General features: G+C 65.3%; 1 protein-coding gene. It reads right to left on the bottom strand.

The genetic code is table 11. The features are described from left to right. Positions 1-16: 16 nt before the first annotated feature. Positions 17-976: sugar phosphate nucleotidyltransferase (locus P2Q66_RS05290; RefSeq protein ID WP_275726157.1), on the bottom strand; the 960-nt coding region annotated here is incomplete at its 5' end.

Below are 976 nucleotides of genomic sequence, written 5' to 3'. Positions count from 1 at the left end.
AAGAGTCCTGGAGGGTTTAGGAGATCCGCGCCCCGGGACGCGCCCCGGGAACGGCATCCGCGGCGGCCGCGGCATGCGTCTGGGCCACCTTGTCAACGGATTCGCGGACGTCAGGGTACTGGGCCGCGGCAGCCTTGACGGCGTTGGGAACCAGGTGGAGGTTCTTCGCGGCCAGCTGCCGCTCTTCCTCGCCCGGTTCCGGGACTTCCTGGCCCTTGGCGAGCACGGTGATGCCGGACTCGGTGACTTTGAAGCCGCGGGCCCGGTCCAGCTCCGGATCCAGGCCAATGGCTGCGCCGGCGGGAACCTTGACGTTCTTGTCGATGATGGCGCGGTTGACCACGGCCCCTTCACCGATCTGCACCTTGTCCATCAGGACGGAGTCGATGACCCGGCTGCTGGTTGCAACAAAGACGTCGTTGGAGAGGACGGAGCCTTCCACCACACCGCCGGAGATGACCACGCCGCTGGAGACGATGGAATCCAGGGCGGTGCCAACGGTGTTGTTCTGTCCGCGGACGAACTTGGCGGGCGGGGAGATGCTCTGCCGGGTGTAGATGGGCCATTCGGAGTTGTACAGGTTGAAGACCGGCAGCGGGGAGATGAGGTCCATGTGGGCGTCGTAGAAGGAGTCGATGGTTCCGACGTCGCGCCAGTAGGTGCGGTCGCGCTCGGTGGAGCCGGGGATCTCGTTAAGCGTGAAGTCGTAGACGCCGGCCTCGCCCTGGTTGACGAAGTAGGGGATGATGTCCCCGCCCATGTCGTGCTTGGTGTCCAGCCGTTCGGCGTCCACATGCAGTGCTGCAACCAGCGCATCGGCGTCGAACACGTAGTTGCCCATGGAGGCCAGGAACTGGGTGGGGTCCGCTGCCAGGCCGGGGGTGCTGGCCGGCTTTTCCACGAACGCCGCGATTTTCTGCGGATCGTTCTGGTCCACCTCGATGACGCCGAACTGGTTGGCCATGTTCAGGGGCTG

Origin of the sequence: Arthrobacter sp. Cr_A7 (genome assembly GCF_029222765.1) — a bacterium.
In the GTDB taxonomy this organism is placed as follows: Bacteria; Actinomycetota; Actinomycetes; order Actinomycetales; family Micrococcaceae; genus Arthrobacter.
The sequence above is the reverse complement of the archived record's forward strand: the minus strand, read 5'-3'. Positions and strand labels throughout refer to the sequence as shown.